The 24,085-nt window shown below is 65.1% G+C and carries 21 protein-coding genes; 14 read left to right on the forward strand and 7 right to left on the reverse strand.

Annotated features, from left to right (window positions below; all coding sequences use genetic code 11):
* Window positions 1-26 precede the first annotated feature (26 nt).
* The gene (locus CFY91_RS03120; protein WP_093984887.1) at window positions 27-689 is read left to right on the forward strand and encodes a TetR/AcrR family transcriptional regulator; all 663 of its coding nucleotides are present in this window, start codon (window positions 27-29) and stop codon (window positions 687-689) included.
* A gap of 27 nt (window positions 690-716) precedes the next feature.
* Here CFY91_RS03120 and CFY91_RS03125 read toward each other — a convergent pair whose 3' ends face one another.
* A complete protein-coding gene (locus CFY91_RS03125) occupies window positions 717-1,727 on the reverse strand; it encodes a hydrolase (protein WP_093984888.1) in 1,011 nt (336 codons plus the stop codon).
* A 268-nt stretch (window positions 1,728-1,995) separates the two neighbouring features.
* Between CFY91_RS03125 and CFY91_RS03130 the strand changes: the two genes are divergently transcribed.
* Window positions 1,996-3,699: a carboxypeptidase-like regulatory domain-containing protein gene (locus tag CFY91_RS03130; protein ID WP_093984889.1), complete on the forward strand. Its 1,704-nt coding sequence runs from the start codon at window positions 1,996-1,998 to the stop codon at window positions 3,697-3,699.
* 51 nt (window positions 3,700-3,750) lie between these two features.
* Here the strand turns inward: CFY91_RS03130 and rsmD are convergent, their stop codons facing one another.
* From rsmD to CFY91_RS03145, 3 genes are read right to left on the reverse strand one after another with little or no spacing between them, the layout of a single operon-like run.
* Window positions 3,751-4,353, reverse strand: coding sequence for a 16S rRNA (guanine(966)-N(2))-methyltransferase RsmD (rsmD, locus tag CFY91_RS03135; protein WP_093984890.1), 603 nt, complete (start codon window positions 4,351-4,353; stop codon window positions 3,751-3,753).
* Window positions 4,353-5,849, reverse strand: a complete 1,497-nt coding sequence (locus CFY91_RS03140) for a M16 family metallopeptidase (protein WP_093984891.1) — start codon at window positions 5,847-5,849, stop codon at window positions 4,353-4,355. Before CFY91_RS03140 ends, rsmD begins: the two co-directional genes overlap by 1 nt.
* The gene (locus CFY91_RS03145; RefSeq protein ID WP_093984892.1) at window positions 5,842-7,194 is read right to left on the reverse strand and encodes a M16 family metallopeptidase; all 1,353 of its coding nucleotides are present in this window, start codon (window positions 7,192-7,194) and stop codon (window positions 5,842-5,844) included. Before CFY91_RS03145 ends, CFY91_RS03140 begins: the two co-directional genes overlap by 8 nt.
* A 222-nt stretch (window positions 7,195-7,416) precedes the next feature.
* Between CFY91_RS03145 and CFY91_RS03150 the strand changes: the two genes are divergently transcribed.
* Window positions 7,417-9,357 (forward strand): DUF7844 domain-containing protein, encoded by a 1,941-nt coding sequence (locus CFY91_RS03150; protein WP_093984893.1) that lies wholly within the window; start codon window positions 7,417-7,419, stop codon window positions 9,355-9,357.
* A 5-nt stretch (window positions 9,358-9,362) separates the two neighbouring features.
* Here CFY91_RS03150 and CFY91_RS03155 read toward each other — a convergent pair whose 3' ends face one another.
* Both CFY91_RS03155 and CFY91_RS03160 read right to left on the reverse strand, forming a co-directional pair.
* Complete coding sequence (locus CFY91_RS03155; protein WP_093984894.1) at window positions 9,363-12,479, reverse strand: efflux RND transporter permease subunit; 3,117 nt, start codon at window positions 12,477-12,479, stop codon at window positions 9,363-9,365.
* A 68-nt stretch (window positions 12,480-12,547) separates the two neighbouring features.
* Window positions 12,548-13,687: an efflux RND transporter periplasmic adaptor subunit gene (locus CFY91_RS03160; RefSeq protein WP_093984895.1), complete on the reverse strand. Its 1,140-nt coding sequence runs from the start codon at window positions 13,685-13,687 to the stop codon at window positions 12,548-12,550.
* Window positions 13,688-14,020: 333 nt separating this feature from the next.
* Here CFY91_RS03160 and CFY91_RS03165 point away from each other — a divergent pair, with 333 nt between their 5' ends.
* The 6 genes from CFY91_RS03165 (at window position 14,021) to CFY91_RS03190 (ending at window position 19,568) form a co-directional block, all read left to right on the forward strand.
* On the forward strand, window positions 14,021-14,653 hold the full coding sequence (locus CFY91_RS03165; RefSeq protein WP_093984896.1) for a TetR family transcriptional regulator: 633 nt from the start codon (window positions 14,021-14,023) through the stop codon (window positions 14,651-14,653).
* Window positions 14,654-14,795: 142 nt separating this feature from the next.
* Window positions 14,796-16,229 carry a signal recognition particle-docking protein FtsY gene (gene ftsY / locus CFY91_RS03170; protein ID WP_093984897.1) on the forward strand — a complete coding sequence of 478 codons (1,434 nt, stop codon included), beginning with the start codon at window positions 14,796-14,798 and terminating at the stop codon, window positions 16,227-16,229.
* Window positions 16,230-16,263: 34 nt separating this feature from the next.
* Window positions 16,264-16,932, forward strand: coding sequence for a cell division ATP-binding protein FtsE (ftsE, locus tag CFY91_RS03175; RefSeq protein WP_093984898.1), 669 nt, complete (start codon window positions 16,264-16,266; stop codon window positions 16,930-16,932).
* Window positions 16,932-17,948: a permease-like cell division protein FtsX gene (gene ftsX, locus CFY91_RS03180; protein WP_093984899.1), complete on the forward strand. Its 1,017-nt coding sequence runs from the start codon at window positions 16,932-16,934 to the stop codon at window positions 17,946-17,948. The genes ftsE and ftsX overlap by 1 nt, the downstream gene beginning before the upstream one ends.
* A 99-nt stretch (window positions 17,949-18,047) precedes the next feature.
* On the forward strand, window positions 18,048-18,902 hold the full coding sequence (gene rpoH / locus CFY91_RS03185) for an RNA polymerase sigma factor RpoH (protein ID WP_093984900.1): 855 nt from the start codon (window positions 18,048-18,050) through the stop codon (window positions 18,900-18,902).
* A gap of 90 nt (window positions 18,903-18,992) precedes the next feature.
* Window positions 18,993-19,568 (forward strand): hypothetical protein, encoded by a 576-nt coding sequence (locus CFY91_RS03190; protein ID WP_133063666.1) that lies wholly within the window; start codon window positions 18,993-18,995, stop codon window positions 19,566-19,568.
* On the opposite strand, the gene mtgA is transcribed toward CFY91_RS03190, so the two are convergent.
* On the reverse strand, window positions 19,545-20,273 hold the full coding sequence (gene mtgA / locus CFY91_RS03195; RefSeq protein ID WP_093984902.1) for a monofunctional biosynthetic peptidoglycan transglycosylase: 729 nt from the start codon (window positions 20,271-20,273) through the stop codon (window positions 19,545-19,547). The genes CFY91_RS03190 and mtgA overlap by 24 nt on opposite strands.
* Window positions 20,274-20,339: 66 nt before the next feature.
* Between mtgA and CFY91_RS03200 the strand changes: the two genes are divergently transcribed.
* From CFY91_RS03200 to CFY91_RS03220, 5 genes are all read left to right on the forward strand, one after another.
* A complete protein-coding gene (locus CFY91_RS03200; RefSeq protein WP_093984903.1) occupies window positions 20,340-20,714 on the forward strand; it encodes a DUF423 domain-containing protein in 375 nt (124 codons plus the stop codon).
* A 56-nt stretch (window positions 20,715-20,770) separates the two neighbouring features.
* Window positions 20,771-20,971 (forward strand): sulfur carrier protein ThiS, encoded by a 201-nt coding sequence (thiS, locus tag CFY91_RS03205; protein ID WP_093984904.1) that lies wholly within the window; start codon window positions 20,771-20,773, stop codon window positions 20,969-20,971.
* A 21-nt stretch (window positions 20,972-20,992) separates the two neighbouring features.
* Window positions 20,993-21,787, forward strand: coding sequence for a thiazole synthase (locus CFY91_RS03210; protein ID WP_093984905.1), 795 nt, complete (start codon window positions 20,993-20,995; stop codon window positions 21,785-21,787).
* A gap of 96 nt (window positions 21,788-21,883) precedes the next feature.
* Complete coding sequence (gene trmB, locus CFY91_RS03215) at window positions 21,884-22,555, forward strand: tRNA (guanosine(46)-N7)-methyltransferase TrmB (protein WP_229727149.1); 672 nt, start codon at window positions 21,884-21,886, stop codon at window positions 22,553-22,555.
* 164 nt (window positions 22,556-22,719) lie between these two features.
* Entirely contained in the window at window positions 22,720-24,060 is a 1,341-nt protein-coding gene (locus CFY91_RS03220) for a DUF1329 domain-containing protein (protein ID WP_188390254.1), read from the forward strand.
* The last annotated feature ends 25 nt before the right edge of the window (window positions 24,061-24,085 follow it).

Genomic DNA, 24,085 nt, shown 5'->3' on the forward strand with positions numbered 1-24,085 from the left:
TTCTGTCAGTCAGCGAGACCCCGGCCATGGCCGTAGCCCTGAAAACCCGTGAACGCATCGTTTTAGAGAGCCTGGCGCTGTTCAATGCGCAGGGCGAGCGGGCCATCACCACCAACCACATTGCCGCGCATCTGGGGATTTCTCCGGGCAACCTGTACTACCACTTCCGCAACAAGCAGGCGATCATCGCCGAGCTGTTTGCCCATTACGAACGCCAGGTCGCGCAGTTTCTCCAGCGCCCGGCGGGGCGTGCGCTGACCGTGGCCGACAAGACCTACTACCTGGAAGCCCTGCTCGCGGCGATGTGGCACTACCGCTTCCTGCATCGTGACCTGGAGCACCTGCTGGACAGCGACAGCGAACTGGCCGCGCGCTACCGGCTGTTTGCCGGGCACTGTCTGCAGCAGGCCCAGGCGATCTACCAGGGCTTTGTCGAAGCGGGCATCCTGGTCATGCAGCCTGAAGAGATCGAAGCGCTGACCCTCAACAGCTGGATCATCCTGACTTCCTGGGTGCGTTTTCTGTGCAGCATGCGCCCGGACGATGCGCCGCTCAGCGAGGAATTGCTGCGCCGCGGCATCTATCAGGTGCTGGCCCTGGAAAGCGGCTACGTCAGTCCGGCGGCGCGTGACGAGGTCCGTACCCTGCAGGCCCGTCTGCATGTCCCGCTCAGCGCCGTGCTGCCCTGACTATCTGCGGCTGCGCCGGCCTTCGGCTCAGTTCGGCGCCTGGCTGGCCTGCTGGTGCAACCATTGCGGGATGCGCCGTTCCAAGTAGAAAGCAGGTTGGCGCAGAGAACCTTCGATAAAACCGACATGGCCGCCCTGTGCGTGCAGTTCCAGCTGGCTGTGCGCGGCCAGTTCGTCGGGCGCTGGCAGGCTGTGCGGGAAGACGAAGGGGTCGTCGGCGGCCTGGATCATCAGGCAGGGCCTGGCAATCCGCGCCAGGTAGAAACGGCTGGAGGCCCGCCGGTAATAGTCCGCAGCGTCGGCATAACCGTGCAGTGGGGCGGTGAAACGCTGGTCGAACTCCCAGAAACTGCGCATGCCGTGGCTCGGTCCGAGAGCCTCCAGGGTGGCCAGATGCTCATGCGCGCCGCGCGCGTGGAACTGCCGGCGCTTGTCCTGCACGTAATTGCCCAGGGCACGCATGAAGTGCGCCTGGTAAAGCCGTGAAAAGCCCATGCCGATGCGTTCGGCGCAGTGGTCCAGGCGAAATGGCACGGATACCGCCACCGCCGCCTGCAGCGGGCACTGTTCACCCTGCTCGCCAAGGTACTTGAGCAGCACGTTGCCGCCCAGTGAGTAGCCTACCGCGTAGAGCGGGGCCAACGGCCGGCAGGCCTGCAGGTGATTGATGACGGCCGCCAGGTCTTCGCTGACCCCGGAGTGATAGCCGCGTGGCAGCAGGTTGGCTTCGCCCGAACAGCCCCGCCAGTTCAACGCCACACTGGCCCAACCCAGGTCGGCCAGCGCGCGCTGCAGACCGACCACGTAATGCGACTGCGAGGAGCCGGTAAGCCCATGGGCGATCAGCACCAGGGGTGTGTCGGCCTGGTGCGGGCCGTACCAGTCAAGGTCGAGAAAGTCGCCATCAGCCAGCCACAAGCGCTCGCGCTGGCGCTGCAGGCGCGGTGCGTGGCGCAGCAGCGAGGCCCAGAGTGTCTGGGCATGGGGGCCGGGCAGCCACCAGGCGGGCTTGAAAGGAGTGGCGGCGGAGAAGGTCATGGGTGGTTGTCGTGGAGCCCTGGCTAAGCAACAGGAGAGGGGGCTCACACTAGAGCCTGGCGAGGCGCGCGGAAAGCACCATCAGGCGACTGAATTTCCGGGAATAGCCGTGTGCGCGATTATTGACGGTATTCGGCAAGCGTGACGAGGTTCTGACGGTCTTTGTGTGCTGACTAGCAGATTCGGTAGTGGTTACCCTTGGGCATGGCTGCCGGGTGTCTTGATCGGCTATATAGCGGCCCCTTTCTTTTCTCAAGGATGACTCGCAATGCCAAGACTCTCTCTTGCCTTGCGCCGTGTGTGCGTGCTGGCCCTGCTGATACTTGGCCTGAGCGCACTGCCGGCGCATGCCGTGCTGATCGGCAAGGCCAGCATCAGCGGCCAGGTGGTCGATAGCGAAGGCCTGCCCCTGGCTGGTGTACGGGTGCGGGTGCAAGGCCCGCTGCCATTGATCTTTCCGCGTCAGGTGGAAACCGGTGCCGGTGGCTTCTACCGTATCGATGGGGTCAGCCCGGAGCAGAAGCTGCAGCTCAGCTTCAGCAAATCCGGCTATGCCCTCGGGCATGGCAGCGTCAGCCTGCAGCGCCAGAAGCCTCTGCAGTTCGACAAGCTGTTGCTGGTACGCATGCAGCCACGCACCCTGAACAAAATGCTGGCCAAGGCCGGCGCGGTGCAGACGCTCATTCCGCAGACGGGTGGCACGCTGCAGGAGCAGGGCTTCAAGGTGCATTTTCCACCGAACAGCCTGACCGTCAGTGGCAGCCAGCCGGTGGATCTGGTCATCAGTCCGATCGATGTGTCGACGGAGGAAGTCCAGGCCGCCCCGGGCGATTTCTCGGCGCGCACCCTGGCAGGCCAGAATGTCCTGCTGGAGTCCTTCAGCATGGCTGATTTCAGCCTCAGCCAGAATGGCCGCAAGGTCAATCTGAAGGCTGGCAGCCAGGCGCAGATCGAGCTGTTGCTGCCGCGCAGCACCCCGCTGAGCCCGGGCGATCAGACGCCCATGTGGCATTTCGATACCGTGCGCGGTCTGTGGATCGAGGAAGGTGTCGGGCAGGTGGCAGCGTCCACCGTACTGCCTGATCGCCTGGCGGTGTTTGCCAGTGTGGCGCATTTTTCCTGGTGGAACAGTGACCAGCCGATTGCCACCACGGAAGTCAGTGGCCGGGTCGTCGACGGCAATGGTCAAGCGCTGGCGGGAGCGAGCATTCTCAGCAGTGGCATCGACTATGCCGGTACCAGCTCTGCGCAAAGTGATGCACAGGGTAACTTCTGCATCAAGGTGAAAAGCTCGGCACTGAGCAGCCTGCGTGCCAGCCTGTTCGTCGACAGCCTGAGCGCCAGCTCGCCCGCCTTGGCGGTGCAATCCGGGGCTGCCGGACAAAGCTGTGCCGCGGGTTCGGCGGTGGCTGCCGGTGATCTGGTGATCAGTACGGGCGTGGCGTGCATCCAGGGTGATGTACGAGACGAGCAGGGCGCTCCGGTGGTCGGCCTGGAGGTGACCAGCAGTGCGGGGACCACGGCAGTGACCGCCGCGGACGGCAGCTTCCAACTCAAGGCGCCGGAAAACGCCAGCGTCAAGGTGCGTGCGCTTGGCTATCCAACCCAGCTGGTGAATACCCAGGCTGCTGGTGATGCCTGTGCCAGCGTGGCGCTGCGCAAGCCTTCGGGGGGCGGTGGTACGACCTGCGTGAGTGGCATGGTCTACCAGTGTTCGCCGAGCAATCCGGTGGTCGAGGTGAGCATGGTGGCCTGGCGCAACAGTGACGAGACGCTGTTCGGCATGTCGGCACCCAGCGATGCGGCTGGCCGTTACTGCATCGATGGCCTGCCGGCCAATGAATTGCTGGAGATCAAGCCGAACCATGGCTACAGCATGGATAGCCAGGAGATCGATAGCGGCGCAGGTGGTGGTACCTGTGCAGCGCAGAATTGCACGGTCGCTCCGCCCCAGGATATCTGGTGTTACTGAGCAGGCTGAGTGTCGTGTAAGGTCAACGCCCCGCATTGCGGGGCGTTTTCTTTAGCGCGTCACGCGGCGGCGCCACAGGGCGTAGTAGACCTGGCCGGTGTGCTTCTCACGATGCAGCTGCCAGGTGTCGGGCAGTGCCAGGCTTGAGGGAGCGCTGGCGCTTTCCGTGTAGATCCAGGCGTCGTCGGCCAACCAGCCACGGCTTTCCAGCAGCAGACAGGCGGGTTGCAGCAGGTCGAGCTGGAAGGGCGGATCAAGAAAGGCGATGTCGAAGGGCTGTGCCGGCTGTTCGGCCAGGTAGCGCAGGCTGTCCTGCTGGAGCACCTGGCCGCGTGTGCAGGCCAGCGTATCCAGATGCCCGCGCAGGCTGCGCGCGGCGCCTGTGTCGAGTTCCAGAGCCAAGCCGGCGCTGGCCCCGCGGGACAACGCTTCGAGAAACACTGCACCGCTGCCGGCAAAGCACTCCAGCACCCGTGCGCCTTCGATGTAGGGCGCCAGCCAGTTGAACAGGGTTTCCCGCACCCGGTCCGGGGTCGGGCGCAGGCCGGGCGCTTCGGGAAAGGCAAAGCGCCGTGAACGCCATTCGCCGGCGATGATGCGCAGCTGTCCCTGGCCACCATGCGCCGTGCTGCGAGGTTTTGCCGGGCGCGCCATCAGTGTGCCCGGCCCGGCTGGTTGCTGCTCTCGCTGCTGCTGCCGGGCTCCGGCAGAGGCTGTTGAGCCACCTGTGGCCCGGCGGTGACTACCACCAGGCGCTGCGGGTCGAGATGGCGGGCCATGGCTTCGCGCACCTGCTCGCGGCTGAGTGCCTGAACCTGCTCCATGAAACGCTCCATCTGGTCCAGCGGCAGGTCATAGAAGGCCATGGCCGCCAGCTGGCCGACGATGTCCGCGTTGCTCGCTGTGCTCAGCGGGAAGCTGCCGGCCAGTTCGCGCTTGGCACGCTGCAGTTCGGCGGCAGTGGGGCCTTCGTTGAGGAACTGTTGCAGTTGTTCACGAATCAGCTGCAGCGTGCCGTCGGTCATTTCCGCGCGGGTCTGCAGGCTGATGCTGAACGGACCGGCCACCTGCATCGGGCTGAACGCCGAGTACACGCCGTAGGTGAGGCCGCGTTTCTCGCGGATTTCCTCCATCAGCCGGCTGCCGAAGCCGCCGCCGCCGAAGATCTGGTTGCCCAGGTAGAGGGCCGGCCAGTCCGGATGGTTACGGGGAATACCCAGTTGCGCGAGGTTGATGTGGGTTTGCGCGGAAGGGTAATCGATGTGCTGCTGGCTGGCCTCCGGCGCGTTGGGGGCGGCAACCGCCGGCAGCGCCGGGCCGGCCGGCAGGGCGGCGGAAACCTGTTCGGCAATCGCTTCGGCCTCGCTCCGGCTGAGGTCGCCGACCAGCGCGATCACTGCATTGCCGGCGCTGTAGGCGCGGCGATGGAAAGCCTGCAGCTGCTCACGGCGCAGCGGCGGGATGCTCTGCGCGGTGCCTTCACTGGGGTGGGCGTAGGGGTGGTCGCCATACAGCGTGGCCATCAGCGCCAGGCTGGCCAGCTTGCCGGGGTTGTGCTGGTACTGCTCGAAGCTGCTCAGCAACTGGTTCTTGATGCGTTGCAACGGCTCATTGGGGAAGCTCGGCTGGCCGATCACCTGGCTGAAAAGGGCCAGGGCTGCCTCACGCTGGGTGGCTTGGGTAAGGCTGCGCAGGCTGACCACCGCCATGTCACGGTAGGCCCCGTTGCTGAACTGCGCGCCGAGGTCTTCGAAGGCCCGGGCAATCGCGTCGGTATCCATGCCCGGTACGCCTTCGTTGAGCATGGCATTGGTCAGCACGGCCAGACCCGGGTATTCGCCGTCCTGGCTGCTGCCGGCGGCGAAGGTCAGGCGCAGGTCGAACATCGGTAGTTCCGGGGCGGCGACGAACAGCACCCGGGTGCCGCTGGACGTGCGCCAGTCTTCGATATGCAGGGTGCGCCGCGCCGGCGTACTGTTGTTCAGCTCGGCCAGGCTTTGCAGGCCGACGCTGGCTGGCTGCTGGGCGGCGGCCGGGGTCGCCGGTGCTGGCGTGGGAGCGTTGCGGTTGGCGAGGATGGTCAGGCCGCCAATGGCCAGCACCATGATCAGGCCGAGCAGGCCGGCCCGCAGGTTCTTGCGCTCACTCATGGCTGTTCTCCTGCGGCAGGATGTGCGCGACGACCATGCGCTCGCGCTGGAAGAAGCGTTGCGCGGCGGCCTGGATGTCGGCGCCAGTGACTTCGCTGAGGGCCTGCAGGTCGCTGTCGATCAGCCGCCAGGACAGGCCGACGCTTTCCAGTTGGCCGATGCTGTTGGCCTGGCTGCTGATCGAGTCGCGCTCGTAGACCAGGCCGGCAATCACCTGGGCACGCACGCGGTTCATCTCTTCCTCGCTGGGCGGCTGTTCCTGCAGGGCGTGCAGCTCGCGCCATAGACCGGCCTCGGCTTCGGCCAGGGTCTTGCCGGTCTGGCTGTTGGGGGTGGCGCTGAGTACGAACAGGCTGTCGCCGCGGGTGAAGGCGTTGTACCAGGCGGAGGCGCCGCTGACCAACTGGCTGCCGCGTTCCAGGCGTGCCGGCAGGCGGGCACTGCTGCCGCCATCGAGCAGCGCGGCGAGCAGGCGCAGGGCGTGTACGCTGCGTGCATCCTCGCTGGTGGCCAGGCCCGGCACGTTGAAGCCCATCAGCAGGCTCGGCAACTGGGTTTTGAGATACAGAGTGGTGCGCCGCTCGCCGGGGGTGGCCAGTTCCAGCGGTGGCTTGGCCGCCGGCAGCGGTTTGCCGGGAATGCGCGCGAAGAAGCGCGTGACGAGCTTTTCCACCTGGTCGCGCTGCACGTCGCCGACGATCACCAGGGTGGCGTTGTTCGGCCGGTACCACTGCTGGTACCAGGCACGCAGGTCATCCACCTGCATGCGCTGCAGGTCGCTCATCCAGCCGATGGTCGGGTTGCGGTAGCCGCTGGCGGGAAAGGCCAAGGCCTTGAAGCGTTCGTAGGCCAGCGCGCTGGGCCGGTCGTCGGTACGCAGGCGGCGTTCTTCCTTGATCACTTCGATTTCCCGGGCGAACTCGTCGGCGGGCAGCTTGAGGCTGGCCAGGCGGTCGGCTTCCATTTCCAGGGCCACAGCCAGGCGATCGCTGGCCAGCACCTGGTAGTAGGCGGTGTAGTCGTCGCTGGTGAAGGCGTTTTCCTCGGCGCCCAGTTCGCGCAGGATGCGCGACGATTCGCCGGGGGCGAGCTTGGCACTGCCCTTGAACATCATGTGTTCGAGGGCGTGCGACAGGCCGGTGAGGCCGGCGCTTTCATAGCTGGAGCCGACCCGATACCACAGCTGGCTGACTACCACCGGGGCACGGTGATCCTCGCGCACGATGACCTTGAGGCCATTCTCCAGCTGGAACTCATGGGTGGGCTGGGCACTGCTGGCCAGGCTCAGGCTGCTGACCAGGCAGAGCAGGCAGCCGGCAAGGGCGCGGTGGACAAGGTTGGGCATGGCAAGGCCTTTTTATTCGGTAAGCGGACTCTCAGGCTGGCAACCCTACGGACCAGCCTGGCTAAGAGTGCCTGAGCCGACGGCAGGTTCCCGCCGTCGGCAAGTCGGGCAGGGATTCTAGCAGGCTGTGCAAAGGCCTTGGCCAGACCAGCCTGTCGCACGGCGCAGCGTTTATCATGCGCGGCGGTGCTGCCCTGGCAGCGTGTGTTGAGTGTCCTTTCTATGCCTGGCTTATTGCGTGTCTTGCTGCTGCTCGCCTGCCTGCCGGCCCAGGGTGCCTGGGCGCTGCAGTTGCAGCTGGAGGCCCGCGGCCTGCATGCCCAGGCGCGCGCGGTCAGCGAGCGTCTGCTGGAGGACAGCCTGGCGCACTTGCCGCCGAGCTTTCGCCAGCGTCTGGCGGGCAAGGTCAGCGTACGCTGGTCGACCACGCTGCCGGACGAGGCGTTTGCCCGCGCCGATGCCTGGCGTGCGCGTATCGAGCTGAATGCCCGGCTGCTGCCCGCGCTGCTCGCCGATCCACAGCAGCCGGCGCGCGGCCGGCATGCCAGCCTGGAGCTGGAGCTGCAGGCCACCGTGCTGCACGAACTGGCCCACCTGTATGACCGTGCCCGCTACTGGACACCGGCCGAGCGGCGCCTGCACAGGCGTTGCCGGCAGCAACTGGCCAGCCTGGGGGCGGTAGGCTTGCCGGGCGAGTGTCGTGGGCAGACGGCGCGCCGCTATACGCTGAGCGATCATCCGCGCCTGCTCGACCTGGCCGGTTGGCCGCAGGCGGTGGGGCAGCGGGGCGCGCGCGAGGCGTTCAACGGCCAGCAGGCGCGCAGTGTCGACCGTTACGAGCTGAGCCATCCACGCGAGTTCTTCGCCGTGAACTTCGAGCATTTCCTGCTCGACCCGCAGTATGCCTGTCGCCGCCCGTCGCTGGCCGCACTATTTGCCGAGCATTTTGCCTGGCAGCCACCCCGGCAGGCAGCCTGTGCAAAGGGGTTGGCCTACCTGAATGCCGGCAGCGATTTTGCCCGCGCGCCCTTGGCGCGCCTCGACCCGGCGCGCCTGTACCGGGTCGACTACCTGCTGGCCGAGGGCAACCAGCAGTGGGCCAGCCGCTTTGGCCACAGCATGTTGCGCCTGGTGCTCTGTGCGCCGGGGCGGGCACCGGGCGAGGACTGCCTGCTGGATGTCGAGCATCATCTGGTGCTGTCGTTCCGCGCCTATGTGGACGACGTGCAGTTGTCCAGCTGGGGCGGGCTGAGTGGCGCCTATCCGTCGCGGCTGTTCGTCCTGCCACTGGCTCAGGTGATCGATGAATACACCCGCGTCGAGCTGCGCAGCCTGCAGTCGGTGCCGCTGCGTCTGAGTGCCGGCCAGCGCCGGGCGCTGCTCACCCGGGCGCTGGAACAGCACTGGAGTTACGACGGGCGCTACTTTTTCATCAGCAACAACTGTGCGGTGGAAACGCTCAAGCTGTTGCGCAGCGGTACGGCTGATCCGCGTCTTGCCGATCTGGACAGCCTGCTGCCCAACGGGCTGCTGCAGCTGCTGGTGGCGCGTGGTCTGGCTGATCCCTCGGCGCTGGCCGAGCCGCGCGAAGCGGAGCGCCTGGGTTATCGCTTTGCTTCCTACCGCGAACGCTATACCCAGCTGTTTGCCGGATTGCAGGCCGACTGGGGGTTGCCATACGGGCAGGTCGAGGACTGGCTGGATGCTCCGCCGACCCAGCGCCAGGCCTGGTTTGCCCGCGCCAGCCTGCGGCAAAGTGCTGCCCTGCTGGTGCTCGAACAGGCCGCCCGCCGGCGTCTGTTGCTACGCGTGCAGGATGAACTGAAACAGCGCTACCTGAGCGAGTCGCCCGAGGCGCTGGCCCCGCTCGGCGAAGGCCTGCAGCGCCTGCTGCAGCAGAGTGGCTTTCTCAGTCGTCCGGCGGAGCTGCTGGGCACGCAGGGCTACGGCCTGCCACAGGACGAGGAATGGCAGCGCCTGGCCGAGCACAGCGCGCAACGCCAGGCACAGTTGCAGCAACTGGCCGGGCAGCTGGATGCCGCGTTGCTGCAGTTGCTCGACCCGGCGCAACGGGCCGAGCTGGCGGCGCAGGACGCCAACCTGCGTGAGCTGTCGGCGCAGTTGCGCCGCCTGCAGCGTGGCGCGGGTGGCCTGCGCCTGTAGCGCCGTTAGCTGCGCTTGCCGCGCAGGCGCTCACTGGCGCGTTCGACCAGCAGGTAGAACATCGGGATGAGGAAGGTCGCCAGCAGCGTGGCCGCCAGCATCCCGCCGATCACACCGGTGCCGATCGAATGGCGGCTGGCCGAGCCGGCGCCGCTGCTGATGGCCAGCGGCACACAGCCGAGGATGAAGGCCAGCGAGGTCATGACGATCGGCCGGAAGCGCAGTTTTGCTGCCTCCAGCGCCGACTCGAACAGCCCCTTGCCCTCGTCGCGCAGCAACACGGCGAACTCGATGATCAGAATGGCGTTCTTCGCCGCCAGGCCGATCAGGGTGATCAGGCCGACCTGGAAGTACACGTCGTTCTGCAGGTCGCGCAGCCAGACAGCGAGGATGGCGCCGAACACCGCGAAGGGCACGGCGGTCACCACGGCCAGCGGCAGGGTCCAGCGCTCGTACTGGGCGGCGAGGATGAGGAACACCATGATCAGGCCGAACACGAAAGCCAGGCTGCCTGAGCCCTGGGTAGCCTGTTCCTGGTAGGCCGAGCCGATCCAGGCCAGGCTGTAATCCGCGCCGAGTACTTCGTCGGCGACTTCCTGCATGGCTGCCAGCGCCTGCCCGGAGCTGTAGCCGGGGGCCGGGCCACCGAGCAGCTTGGCCGCCGGATAGACGTTGAAGCGCGCGTAGGTGTCCGGGCCGAGGATACGGCGTACCTTGATCAGACTGGTCAGCGGGATCAGCTCGCCGCTGCTGGCCGAGCGCACGTAGACCTGCGACAGGTCGTCCGGCTTGCTGCGGAACTCGGCTTCCGACTGCAGGCTGACCTGCCAGATCCGCCCGTACAGGCTGAAGTCGTTGACGTAGTAGCTGCCGAAGGTCGACTGCATGGCGGTGAACACATCGCTCACCGCGACGCCCAGCGCGGCGGCCTTGGTGCGGTCGAGGTCGATGTAGTACTGCGGCACGTTGGCGCTGAAGGTGCTTTGCAGACCGGCCAGCTCCGGGCGTTTCTGCGCGGCGGCGAGGAAGGCCTGGACCTTGGCGGCCAGTTGCTCGGTGCCGGCGCCGGCGCGGTCCTGGATGAAGCCTTCGAAGCCGCCGGTGGTGCTCATCCCGGAGATCGGCGGCGGGTTGAACGAGAGCACCATGCCATCCTTCTCGGCCATGCCCATGCCCATGATTTCACGGGTCAGGTTGCGCGCATCCAGTTCCGGCGTGGTGCGCTCCGACCAGTCCTTGAGCGGCACGAAGGACACCCCGGCGTTGGTGCGCTGGCCGAAGGTGAGAATGTCGAAACCGGCGAAGGTCACCACGTTATCCACTGCCGGATGCTCCATCAGGCGCTGGGTGAAGTCGCTGGTCAGCGCATCGGTACGGCTCACCGAAGCGGCCGGCGGCAGGAAGTAGGCGTTGATCACATAGCCCTGGTCCTCTTCAGGAACCAGCGAGCCAGGCACCCGGCCGAATAGCTCGAAGGTCAGCAGCAGCATGCCGCCGAACAGCAGCAGGCCGAGCAGGGCGCGCTTCAGGAAGAACGCCACGCCGGCGCTGTACAGCGCCGTGGCGCGGTCGAACAGGCGGTTGAACAGGCGGAAGGGTGCGGCGGGTTGCTCATGCGTTTCCTTGAGCAGCAGGGCGCACAGGGCCGGCGACAGGGTCAGCGCAACGATCCCGGAGATCACCACCGACACGGCGATGGTGATGGCGAACTGTTTATACATTTCCCCGGCCAGGCCGCCGAGGAAGCCCACCGGGACGAACACCGCGCAGAGCACCAGGACGATGGCGATGATCGGTCCGGTGACTTCCTCCATGGCCTTGATCGCCGCGCTGCGCGCATCGAGTTTCTGGGTGCGCATGACCCGCTCGACGTTCTCGATGACCACGATGGCGTCATCCACCACGATACCGATGGCCAGCACCATGCCGAACAGGGTCAGCAGGTTGATCGAGAAACCCAGCAGGTACATGCCGGCGAAGGTGCCGACCAGCGACACCGGGATGGCCAGTACCGGGATCAGCGTGGCCCGCCAGTTCTGCAGGAACAGGAAGACCACCAGCACTACCAGCAGCAGGGCTTCGAAGAAGGTCTTTACCACCTCGTCGATGGAGATCTGCACGAACTTGGTAGTGTCGTAGGGAATCTTGTAGGTCATGCCCTGGGGGAAACGCTGCGCCAGGCGCTCCAGCGCATCACGCACCGCGCTGGCGGTGTCCAGGGCATTCGCGCCGGGTTGCAGGAACACGCCGAAGGCGGCGTTCTGCTGGCCGTTCAGCGAGGTGACCAGCGAATAGTCCTGGGCCCCCAGTTCGATGCGGGCGACATCCTTGAGACGCAGGCTGGCGCCGGTCTGGTCGGCCCGCAGGATGACCTGCTCGAACTCCTTGGGGTCCTTGAAGCGACCCTGGGTGGTCACTGTATAGGTGAAGTCCTGCGGCGTGGGCAGCGGTGCCTGGCCGAAGCTGCCGGCGGCGAACTGCGCGTTCTGCTCGCGGATGGCACGCACCACGTCGGCCGGGCTGAGGTTGTACTGGGCCAGCTTGTCCGGGCGCAGCCAGATGCGCATGGAGTAGTCCTTGGAGCCGAACTGGCGGACGTCCCCTACGCCGGGCAGGCGCTTGAGTTCATCGATGATGTTGATCAGCGCGTAGTTGGAGATGAACACCGGGTCCTGCGAGTTATCCGGCGAGTACAGGTTGATCACCTGGAGAATGTCCGAGGACTTCTTCTCCACCTTGACGCCCTGGCGGCGTACTTCCTCGGGCAGCTTGGCCAGCGCGGCCTGTACCCGGTTGTTGACGTCGATGGTCGCCTGGTCGGGGTCGGTGCCGACCTGGAAGTAGGCGGTCAGGCTCATGGCGCCGCTGCTGGCCGAGTTGGACAGCTGGTAGATCATGCCCTCGACGCCGTTGATGCTTTGCTCAAGCGGCGCAGCCACGGTCTCTGCGATGACCTGCGCACTGGCGCCGGGGTAGGCGGCGCTGACCTGTACCTGGGGCGGGAGGATCTGCGGGTACTGGGCCACCGGCAGGCTGCGCATGGCAGCCAGGCCGGCCAGCACGATGACCACCGAGATGACCGTGGCGAATACCGGGCGGTCGATGAAAAAGCGGGATATCACGTCAAACGCTCCTCGCTGCCGTACCACGACAGCACGGCGCCGGCCCTGGGCCGGCGCGTTCTGGGAAATTACTCAGCCTGCTCGCGCACGGTTACCGGGGCAGCGGGACGCACCCGCGGCAGGCCTTCGACGATCACTTTGTCGCCGGCCTGCAGGCCGCTGTCGATCAGCCAGCGGCCATGGCTGGTGCGTCCGGCCTTCACCGGGCGGATCTGCGCCAGGCCCTGTTCGTCGACGATATACACGAAGGTGCCCTGCGGGCCCTGGGCCACCGCGCGTTCCGGCACGCTCAGCGCATTGCGTTGGCTGATGCCCTTGATCAGCACGCGGACGAACTGGCCTGGCAGCAGTTTCTGTTCGGGGTTGGCCACCACGGCGCGTGCGCTGACCGTGCCGGTGCCGCGGTCGACCAGGCTGTCGGTGAAGTCGACCTTGCCTTCCAGCGGGTAGAAGGAGCCGTCACCGAACTGCACCTGAGCCAGCAGCTGGCCATCGTTCGGCAGCATCAGGTTGCCGCTTTGTACCGCGGAGCGCAGGCGTTCGGCCTCGCGGTCCGGGTAGGCGAAGTTGACGTAGATCGGGTCGAGCTGGGTGATGTTCGTCAACAGGCTGGAGTTGGGGTCGCCAGCGACCACCAGGCTGCCCTCGGAGCGGGTTTCCTTGCTGGTGATGCCGGAGATGGGCGCCTTCACCGTGGTGTAGTCGAGGTCGATCTGTCGTGACAGGACCTCGGCTTCGGCCGCCTGGATATTGGCCTTGCTCTGTTCGAAGCTGGAAATGGCGTTATCCAGTTCGCTTTCGCTGGCGTAGCCCTTCTTCTGCAATTCGCCGATGCGCTTGAGGTTGCGCTCAGCCTGGCGGAAGCGCGCCTGCTCCTGGGCCAGGCTGGCCTTGGCGCGGGCCAGGGCGGCGGCATAGGTGCGTGGGTCGATGCGAAACAGCACCTGACCCTGCTTGACGGCGCTACCTTCCTGGTAAGTACGCTCCTGGAGGATGCCGCTGACCTGTGCGCGTACCTCGACCTCGCGGTAGCCGGCGGTGCGCGCGGCGTATTCGAAGACCAGCGGCTGGTCGGCAGGCTGTACTACCTCGATATGTACTTCAGGCGGCGGCATGTCGCCACCCGGACCGGCGGCCAGGCTGGTCAGCGGCAGGCCCAGGGCCAGGCAAAATAGCGCTGTGGCGGCGCGATGATGAATCAGTGGCATGGATGTCTCTCTCCGCGTTGGCCGTTCAGGCGGGCCAGGGGCCGGCCACGTTGGCAGTACAGCGTTAAACACCCCTGGCTGGTGGCGGTCGTAGCCCGGTTATGCGGCGGCAGTGCGCCCCGGAGTCGGCCGTGCCACTGCGGGAGGGGTGAAAAACGACAAGGTGGGCGATGCTGTTACATACACGACTGTTTGTAAAGGCGCCTTACGTGCCTTTTACCGTTACACTGAACGCGCTATGGCCAAATCTGGCCTGTCTGTAGTTAAGTCGCCCGGCCTGGGTTTGCCAGTCGTGCATCTGTTCTGCATACCGTGGAGGTTCCGCACAGCACTATGCGTCGTACCAAACAACAGGCCGAGCAGACCCGCCAGCAGCTGCTGGAGGCTGCCGAACAGCTGTTCCTGGCCCAGGGTGTGGCACACACCACACTGGAGCAGATCGCCCGGGTGGCCGGGGTGACGCGCGGGGCACTGTACTGGCACTTCGAGAACAAGGCCCACCTGTTCCACGAGATGCTCAACGGCGTACGCCTGCCGCCCGAACAGCTCGCCGAGCGTTTGGGCCAGTGTGATCCGCAGCAGCCGTTGCTGGCGCTGCGCGAGCTGTGTGTGGAGGCTGTGCAGAATCTGGCGCGCGACCCGCAGAAGCGGCGGATATTGACCATCCTGTTGCACCGCTGCGAGTTCACCGATGAGTTGCGCGAGGCGGAAACCCGCCACTACGCCTTCGTCAATCAATTCATCGCGCTGGTCGAGCAGTTGTTTGCCAGCCCGGCGTGCCGCCCGCTGCTGCATGCGCAGATCACTCCGGTCCTGGCGGCGCGGGCGCTGCACGCGCAGCTGGTTGGCCTGTTCACCGACTGGACGCGTGACCGTGCCTTGTTTGATCCGCTGGCCGACAGCCCGTTGCTGATCGACAGCCTGCTGCGTGGCCTGGTGCCTGGCTGGCAGGGCCCGCCCGCCTGACGGCGAACACTGCGCAGGCAGGCGGTTAGTGGTAAAGTCGCGCGCAACGTTCCCGCCCGCAGCGTGCTGCTGGATGGCGGGGTAGATGTGCAGCGCAAGGGGCGGTCGAGCACCTTGCCTCCCGCAGAGAAGCCTGTTGAGCATGTTTGGTTCCCCCGACGAGAAGAACACCCCGCCTGCCGCTGCGGAAAACCCCGAGAAAAAGTCGCTGTTCGGCTGGCTGCGCAAGAAGCCCCAGGACGAGCCGACAGCCGTGCAGGCGGCCAGTGAAACGCCCACGCCGCCAGAGAGCACGGTGGCGCAGGCCGCCACTGCGCCCGAGGTGGCGGCAAAGGTGACGGTAGAGGCTGCGCCAGGCCTACCTGAGGTTGTGCCAGCGCCGCCTGTGGATGCCCCTGTCGTGCAGGTCGAACCCATCAGCCAGCCTGCTGCTGTGCAGCCGCTTGCCGAAGCGCTAAGCGTCGAACCACCGCAGGATATGCCGCAGGCCTTGCCGGCAACGGCAGAGGCACCGCGCCCCAGTTTCAGTCGCTTCCGTATCAATGCCGGTGCCGAGCCCGTGGTGGTTGCACCGCTGCCGCCGGCCGAGCCGCCGCAAGCGGAGGCCGCGCCGGTCCAGCAGGAACAGGCCAAGCCGGGTGACAACCAGGGTGGCTGGTTTGCCCGTCTCAAGGAAGGCCTGGCCAAGACCAGCGCCAGCCTGGGCGAGGGTATGGCCAGCCTGTTCCTCGGCAAGAAGGCGATCGACGATGACCTGCTTGATGAGTTGGAAACCCGCCTGCTGACCGCCGATGTGGGGGTGGAAGCGACGACGGCCATCGTGCAGAACCTCACCCGTCGTGTGGCGCGCAAGGAATTGGCTGACAGCGAGGCGCTGTACAAGGCGTTGCAGGAAGAACTGGCCGCCCTGCTGGCGCCGGTCGAGCAGCCGCTGAATATCGAGGCCGCGCAGCAGCCCTATGTGATCCTCGTGGTTGGCGTGAACGGCGTAGGCAAGACCACCACTATCGGCAAGCTGGCGCGCAAGCTGCAGCAGGATGGCAAGAAAGTCATGCTGGCGGCTGGCGATACCTTCCGCGCCGCTGCCGTGGAGCAGTTGCAGGTATGGGGCGAGCGCAACCAGATCGCTGTGGTGGCGCAGCACACCGGCGCCGACTCCGCCTCGGTGATCTTCGATGCCCTGCAGGCGGCCAAGGCGCGCGGCATGGATGTGCTGATCGCCGACACCGCCGGTCGTCTGCATACCAAGGACAACCTCATGGAGGAGCTGAAGAAGGTGCGCCGGGTCATCGGCAAACTCGACGAATCGGCGCCCCATGAAACCCTGCTGGTGCTGGATGCCGGCACCGGACAGAACGCCATCAACCAGACCCGGCAGTTCCACCAGGCGGTCAACCTGAGCGGCCTGGCGCTGACCAAGCTGGACGGCACGGCCAAGGGTGGGGTGATCTTCGCCCTGGCCAAGCAGTTCGGCCTGCCGATTCGCTATATCGGTGTGGGCGAGGGTATCGACGACCTGCGCAGCTTCGTGGCCAAGGATTTCGTCCAGGCGCTGTTCGCCGATAAACAGCACTGAGTTGCTCACTCTTCCCTGAAGGTCATCAGCGTCCATGATTCGTTTCGAACAGGTGGGTAAGCGTTACGCCAATGGCCATGTCGGCCTGCATGAACTGAGCTTTCGTGTGCGGCGCGGCGAGTTTCTCTTCGTTACCGGTCACTCCGGTGCCGGCAAGAGCACCCTGCTGCGCCTGCTGTTGGCCATGGAGCGACCGAGCAGCGGCAAGTTGCTGCTGGCAGGGCAGGACCTGGCACAGATCAGCAATGCGCAGATTCCCTATTTGCGCCGGCAGATCGGCGTGGTCTTCCAGAACCACCAGCTGCTCTTCGATCGTACGGTGTTTGATAATGTCGCCCTGCCGCTGCAGATCCTCGGCCTGTCCAAGCCGGAAATCGCCAAGCGGGTCTCCCTGGCCCTGGAGCGTGTCAGCCTGAGTGACAAGGCTGAGCAGTCGCCGGCCGACCTGTCCACCGGCCAGCAGCAGCGGGTCGGCATTGCGCGTGCTGTGGTACACCGCCCGGCCCTGCTGCTGGCGGATGAGCCGACCGGCAACCTCGACCCGCGTCTGGCTGCAGAAATCATGGGGGTGTTCGAGGACATCAACCGTCTGGGCACCACGGTGCTGATTGCCAGTCACGACCTGGCGCTGATCGCGCGCATGCGGCATCGCATGCTGACCTTGCAGCGCGGACGGCTGATCGGCGATGGGGAGGCCAGTTGATGGACGAACAACGCAATCGCCAGGCCGCCCAGCGGGTCGGCGCCAATCCACAGTCGGTGGCCAGCAAGCCGGTCGCCCAGGGTGATGAGCCGAGCAGCCGCGAGCTGCTGAATGCCTGGTTGGAAAGTCATCGTGCCAGCCTGCTGGACAGCCTGCGACGCCTGGCGCGCCAGCCGGTTGGCAGTTTCTTCACCTGCCTGGTGATGGCCATTGCCCTGTCGCTGCCGATGGGTCTGGCCCTGCTGCTGGATAACGTCGAGCGGCTGGGCGGCTCATGGCAGAAGGCGGCGCAGATTTCCCTGTACCTGCAGCTGTCGCTCGACGAGCGCGAAGGGCCGCGCCTGCGCGATGAAATTGCTGCGCTGGATGATGTCGCCGAGGCCGAGTGGATCAGTCGCAGCCAGGCGCTGGAAGAGTTCCAGCAGCAATCCGGGCTGGGTGAGGCGCTCAAGGAATTGCCGGAAAACCCCTTGCCGGCGGTGATTCTGGTGACCCCCAAAGAGGTCGACAAGGCCGCGCTGGAAGCGTTGCGCCTGCGTCTGGCGGAGCTGCCTGGCGTGCAGCAGGCGCAGCTGGACCTGCAGTGGGTGGAGCGTCTGGGGGCGATTCTCGGTCTGGGTGATCACTTTGTGTTCGGTCTTAGCCTGCTGTTGATCCTTGCCTTGCTGCTGGTGATCGGCAACACCATTCGCCTGCATATCGAGAACCGGCGCAGCGAGATCGAAATCATCAAGCTGGTGGGGGGCACCGATGCCTATGTGCGCCGCCCCTTCCTTTATATGGGCGCGCTGTACGGCACGGGTGCCGGCCTGCTGGCCTGGCTGGTGCTGGCCTTCGGCCTGGACTGGTTGAATGCGGCGGTAGTGCGCCTGGCCGGCCTGTACGGCAGTGACTTCGCCTTGCAGGGGGTGCCACTGGACGATGGCCTGTCGTTGTTGCTGGGGGCCATTTTCCTCGGCTATATCGGTGCCTGGCTGGCCGTGGCGCGCCACCTGTCGGAGCTGCAGCCGCGCTAGCAGGGGTTTTACGCTAATGCGTTACGGAACTTATCCACAGGCTTGCCGTCAAACCCGCCAGTGCTACACTGCGCGAGTTTCGTGAATCGGAGGATTCGCATGAGTACTTCCCTGCAACCTGTCTATGCCCTGGCTCCGGGTGCCAACCTCGAGGCCTACGTGCATGCGGTCAACGGCATCCCGCTGCTCTCCGTAGAACAGGAGCGCGAGCTGGCCGAACGCCTGTACTACCAGCAGGATCTCGAAGCCGCCCGGCAGATGGTGCTGGCGCACCTGCGTTTCGTTGTGCACATCGCCAAGAGCTATGCCGGCTATGGCCTGGCCCAGGCCGACCTGATCCAGGAAGGCAACGTCGGGCTGATGAAGGCGGTCAAGCGCTTCAACCCGGAAATGGGGGTGCGCCTGGTGTCCTTTGCCGTGCACTGGATCAAGGCCGAAATCCACGAGTTCATCCTGCGCAACTGGCGCATCGTCAAGGTCGCTACCACCAAGGCACAGCGCAAGCTGTTCTTCAACCTGCGCGGGCAGAAGAAGAAGCTGGCCTGGCTGAACAACGAAGAAGTCAACGCCGTGGCACAGAGCCTGGGTGTCGAGGCGCGCGAAGTGCGCGAGATGGAAAGCCGCCTGTATGGCCAGGATATGGCCTTCGATCCGGGCTGTGACGAAGACGACGACACGGCCTTCCAGGCGCCTGCGCATTATCTGGAAGACCACCGCTATGATCCGGCCCGCCAACTGGAAGAAGCTGACTGGAGTGACAGCGCCAGTGGTCACCTGCATGAGGCGCTGGACAAGCTTGACGAGCGCAGCCGCGATATTCTCTACCAGCGCTGGCTGGCCGAGGAGAAGGCGACCCTGCATGATCTGGCGGCCAAGTATCAGGTTTCTGCAGAGCGTATCCGCCAGCTGGAAAAAAATGCCATGAACAAGCTCAAGGGCTCGATTCAGGCGTAAGCATTCCAGGCAGCACAGAGCCGCACCTTGGTGCGGCTTTTTGCTGTCTAACGTCCGGGAAAATCACGCATGTGGCGACAGGCCCTTCGAGTGCAACATCTGCTGTTCTACGCGCTGCTGGCTTCGGCCATCTTCACCCTGGCCCTCTGGCTGGGACGTGCGGCGCAGCCGCTGGTCGAGCTGCAGGACTGGCAGGTACGACTCCTCGACCCGCTGGCCGATGCGCGGTTGCGTCTGGTGACCTTGCAGGAAGTGCAGGCGGGGCAGCTGTGGCTGCAGGCCGGGCAGCCGCAGGCGCGCTTGCTGTGGCGTGCCGAGCAGGCGGGCTGGCGTCTGCAGGCTGAACTGCAGTGGTCGGCCAGCTGGGCAGAGCGCCTGCAACCCGTGCTGGCGGGCATGGCGGCGGATGCCGAGCAGGCGTTAACCGGCGAGTGGCCCGTGCAATGGGCTGAACTGCCGGTCAGCAGCCTCAGCCTGCAGCCCTTGCACAGTGTCTCGGCGGAACAGCTGGCGGCCAGTCTTGGTAAGCCACGCCTGCGGCTGGAGCTGTCGGAGGGGCTGGCCTGGGTCTACCCGCAGTGGGCGCTGACTGCACAGCTGGTCGATGAGCAGGTGCAGGGACTGCTGGCGCAGCCCCGGCGTTCATGGCGTGAACAACCGCTGTGACCAGTGGCTGTTGTGCATCTGTTGCAGGTAATGGCTGCCCCCCAGTTGGCGCATCTGCCGGCTGATCCAGGCTGCGCGGCGCAGCGTAGCGGCGTTTGGCTGGCGAGCGCTGCGTTGGAGCGGATTGGGCAGGATGGCGGCCAGCAGGGTAGCCTGCTGACGCGACAGGTAGGGTGCGCCGCTTGCGAAATGGTGACGCGCGGCCGCTTCGGCGCCGAAGATGCCGGGCCCCCATTCGGCGCTGTTGAGGTACAGCTCGAGGATGCGCTCCTTGGGTAGCAGGGCTTCCAGCAGGGCAGTGAACCAGGCTTCCAGGGCCTTGCGAGGCCAGCTGCGCCCGGACCAGAGGAACAGGTTCTTGGCGACCTGCTGGCTGAGGGTGCTGGCACCCCGCAGGCTGCCGCCTTGCTGGTTGTGTGCCAGGGCGGCGCGGATAGCGTGCAGATCGAAGCCGGCATGGCTGGCAAATTTCTGGTCTTCGGCGGCGATCACCGCCATCTTCAGGTCATCCGGCAATTGTTGCCAGTCGCGCCATTGACGCTGCAGTTGCAGGCTTTCGCCCTGTCGCCAGGCTTCCAGCTTGCGCTCGACCATCAGCGCACTGCCGGGCGGGTCGATCCAGCGTAGGGCGAGCACTAACAAGGCACTGCCGAGCAGGAGCAGCAGGAAGATGTTCAGCAGTCGACGGAGCAGGGTGCGCAACATGCAGGGTTGGTCATTCAGTCCGGGGTGGGCGATTATAGGCAGCTGCAGTTTGGCGAAGGAAAGTCCATGACGCGAATCGTAGTTGTGCTGGCCGGTCTGAGTGGTGCGGCCAGTGTCCTGCTCGGGGCTTTTGCCGCGCATGGCCTGCGCGCGCGGCTCAGTGAGCAGCACCTAGCGGTTTTTCAGACGGCAGTGCATTACCAGCAGTGGCATAGCCTGGCGCTGTTGTTGGTCGGCCTGTGGTTGCTGCGTCAGTCCTCGCTTTACCTGCGTCTGGCCAGTGCGGCCTGGTTGCTGGGTATGCTGCTGTTCAGTGGCAGTCTTTATGCACGGGTGCTGTGGGGCTGGCCGGTGGGCCTGCTCACGCCGCTGGGCGGCCTTTGCCTGGTCGCCGGTTGGTTGGCCGTGAGCCTGGCCGCCTGGCGACTGCCGCGTGGATAGCGTGCAACGTTGTGGTCGATTAGAATGCCGCCCCGGCTTTTTCTGATTATTCGGTCATGCTGATTGAAGTAAATGGCAGTCCCGTTGAACTAGCACCCGGCAGTAGCCTGGCTGATCTGCTTGAGCTGATGCAGTTGGCCGGGCGGCGTGTGGCGGTTGAGGTCAACCTGGACATCGTGCCGCGCAGCGCACATGCCGAGCATCGCTTGCAGCCCGGTGACCGGGTCGAAGTGGTGCATGCCATTGGTGGCGGCTGAACAGCCGCGCAAGGAGTTTCCATGAGTCAAGCTCGTAGCGACAAACCCTTCGTGCTCGCTGGTCGCAGCTATGCGTCCCGTCTGCTGGTGGGTACCGGCAAATACAAGGACCTCGAGGAAACTCGCCTGGCCATCGAAGCCAGTGGCGCGGAAATCGTCACCGTGGCGGTGCGCCGCACCAACATCGGACAGCATCCCGGCGAGCCCAATTTGCTCGATGTGATCAGCCCCGAGCGTTACACCATCCTGCCAAATACCGCCGGCTGCTTCGATGCCCAGGATGCGGTGCGCACCTGCCGGCTGGCCCGTGAGCTGCTGGACGGCCACACGCTGGTCAAGCTGGAGGTACTGGCTGACCAGAAGACCCTTTTCCCCAATGTCATCGAGACGCTCAAGGCCGCCGAAGTGCTGGTCAAGGAAGGCTTCGATGTGATGGTCTACACCAGCGATGACCCGATCATCGCCCGCCAACTGGCCGAGATGGGCTGTATCGCCGTCATGCCGTTGGCCGGGTTGATCGGCACCGGCCTGGGTATCTGCAATCCCTACAACCTGCAGATCATTCTTGAAGAAGCCAAGGTGCCGGTGCTGGTGGATGCCGGTGTGGGCACAGCCTCGGATGCCACCATCGCCATGGAGTTGGGCTGTGATGCGGTGCTGATGAACAGCGCCATCGCGCATGCCGGTGACCCCATACAGATGGGCGCCGCCATGCGCCATGCGGTGATCGCCGGGCGCCTCGCCTACCTGGCTGGACGCATGCCGAAGAAACTCTATGCCAGTGCCTCGTCGCCACTGGAAGGTCTGATCCGCTAACTATTGCTGCCGTGCGCCCGGTCGCCGGCCGGGCAGCGCGGTGCGTGCGCAGGTTATTTGATGAACGAAGAAACTACCCCCGACGCGGCGCGGCCGATGCGCGCCATCAAAAGCTTCGTCATGCGTGCGGGGCGCATGACCGAAGGTCAGCAGCGTGGCCTGCAGCTGGGCTGGCCGCGTTTTGGTCTGGAGCTGGCCGCCGGCCTGCAGGACTTCGATGAGGTATTCGGTCGTCAGGCGCCGCGTACCTTCGAGATCGGCTTTGGCATGGGTCAGGCGACCCTGGAGATGGCCGCTGCGGCGCCTGACGAGGACTTCATTGGTGTGGAAGTGCACCGCCCCGGCGTTGGTGCGTTGCTCAACGGCATGCTGACACAGCAGTTGGAGAATATCCGTGTGTATAGCTGCGATGCGCTGGAAGTGCTGCGTGACTGCGTGGCGGATGCCAGCCTGGATCGCGTGCTGCTGTTCTTTCCTGACCCCTGGCACAAGGCCCGGCATAACAAGCGGCGCATCGTCCAGCCGGAATGGGCGCAGTTGGTGCGGCAAAAACTGAAAGTCGGCGGTGTATTGCACATGGCCACCGACTGGCAGCCGTATGCCGAACACATGCTCGAGGTGATGAATGCCGCGCCGGGCTATCGTAACCTGGCGGTCGATGGCGGTTACATTCCACGCCCAGTAGAGCGCCCGGTGACCAAGTTCGAGCGCCGCGGTGAGCGCCTGGGTCATGGCGTGTGGGACCTCAAGTTCCGCCGCGAGCACTGATATACCAAGGGCGTACGCCGCTCACAGGGATAAACGACTAGACTGGGATTACCCGGCACCAGGATGGCCTCACCTGCTCCACCATGTTCAGGATGGGTTCGCCGAGCGCCGCTCACGAGCCAACAAGAAGTACGGCCCACGGCCGCTGCGAGGAGAATGTTGTGATGAAGCGATTGGCACTATTGCTGTTGGCGGCCTGTGCGCTGCCCGTTCAAGCCAAGGTCGACGCCGTGCAGGCAGCGCGCCTGGGGGCTGACCTGACACCGCTGGGCGCCGAGAAGGCGGGTAATGCCAGCGGCAGCATTCCGTCCTGGGAGGGCGGAATCACCACGCCGCCGGCGGAGTATCAGCCGGGTATGCACCATCCCGACCCGTTCAAGGCCGACAGCCCGCTGTTCCAGGTGGATGCCGGCAACATGGGGCAGTATGAACAGCAGCTCAGCGAAGGCCACAAGGCGCTGCTGAAAACCTACCCTGGCTACAACCTGCGGGTATTTCCGACCCGTCGGAGTGCCTCGATGCCGCAGCGTATCTACGATGCCACCCGTTACAACGCGCAGAATGCGCAGATGATCTCCGGTGGTAATGGTGTGGAAGGGGCCGCCTCGGGGATTCCCTTCCCGATTCCCCAGGAAGGCCTGGAGGTGGTGTGGAACCACATCATGCGTTACCGCGGCGACCAGTTCCGCTATGTCACCAATCAGGCGGCTGTATTGGCCAGTGGTGCCTACAACCTGCTCAAGCTGGAGCGCGAGATCTATTTCGTGTACGGCCGTGAAGGGGTAAGCCTGCGCGATCTGGACAACACCCTGTTCTTCTACAAGTACCGTGTGGTGGCACCGTCCAAGCTGGCCGGTAATGCGCTGGTCGTGCAGGAAACCCTGGATCAGGTGCTGTCGATCCGCAAAGCCTGGCGGTTCAACCGTGGTGAGCGTCGCGTGCGTCGTTTGCCGATGCTCGCCTATGACAGCCTGCAGCCGGATACCAGCGGCATGGCCACCGCTGACGTAGTGGATATGTACAACGGTGCACCGGATCGTTATCAGTGGGCGCTGCTTGGCAAGCGTGAAATGCTCATGCCCTACAACAGCTATGCGCTGCACCAGAAAGGTATTCCGTACACCGATATTCTCCAGGAGAAACACGTTAATCCGGCGCTGCTGCGTCATGAGCTGCACCGTGTCTGGGTGGTCGAGGCCACGCTGCGTACCGGTTTCAGCCATCCCTACGCCAAGCGTCGTTTCTACATTGACGAGGACAGCTGGCAGATCCTCGCCGTCGACCTGTACAACAAGAACGGCGAGCTGAATGGCCTGCAGGAAGCCCATTCGATCAATTACTACGACGTGCCGATGTTCATGAGCACCCTGGAGACCATCTACGACCTGAAGGGTGGTCGCTACTTCGTCGACGGCCTGGACAACAACGAGCCGATGTACGATTTCTCTGCCGAACTGCGCCCGCGTGATTTCACTGCCCAGGCGCTGCGCCGCGAAGGCAACTGATCGCGGTTCACGGTTCAGCGGTTAA

The sequence above is a fragment of the Pseudomonas fluvialis genome (assembly GCF_002234375.1).
In the GTDB taxonomy this organism is placed as follows: domain Bacteria; phylum Pseudomonadota; class Gammaproteobacteria; order Pseudomonadales; family Pseudomonadaceae; genus Aquipseudomonas; species Aquipseudomonas fluvialis.